The organism is Vibrio viridaestus (genome assembly GCF_003856525.1).
In the GTDB taxonomy this organism is placed as follows: Bacteria; Pseudomonadota; Gammaproteobacteria; order Enterobacterales; family Vibrionaceae; genus Vibrio; species Vibrio viridaestus.
On record NZ_RJVQ01000105.1, the window covers coordinates 1 to 520 of the forward strand.

Here is a 520-nt window from a genome sequence, read left to right on the forward strand (position 1 = left end):
TCCAAACCGCAAGAACAGTAACATTTATTATTCAAAAAAACAAAAACCAGATTATAGGATATGACATTTGGTATAACAATAATGTTATTGAAAAATGGAAAAATGATCCATTAATGGCTTGGGCTAAAAATTCTCGCAATACGATAGAAAAACAAGGCGATTTAGAAATGTATAGCGAGGCAAAGGCTACTCTTATTTCATCTTACATTGAAGAAAATGACATTGAGTTTATTACAAATGAAAGTATGTTAAACATTGGTATAAAAAAGTTAGTCAGACTTGCACAAAAGAAATTACCTTCATATTTAACTGAATCATCTATTATTAAATCAGAAAGACGATGGGTCGCTAATACGCTAAAAGATTACGAATTATTACATGCCTTAGCTATAATCTATGGCAGAATGTATAACTGCTGTAACTCTCTTGGCATACAAATAAACAATCCAATGGGTGACGATGTGATTTCGCCAACATCATTCGACTCTTTATTTGATGAAGCCAGGAGAATAACTTATTT

General features: G+C 31.3%; 1 protein-coding gene. It reads left to right on the forward strand.

Annotated elements, in window-relative coordinates:
- Positions 1 to 520: Ea47 family protein (locus EES38_RS21875; protein WP_500691486.1), on the forward strand; the 520-nt coding region annotated here is incomplete at both ends.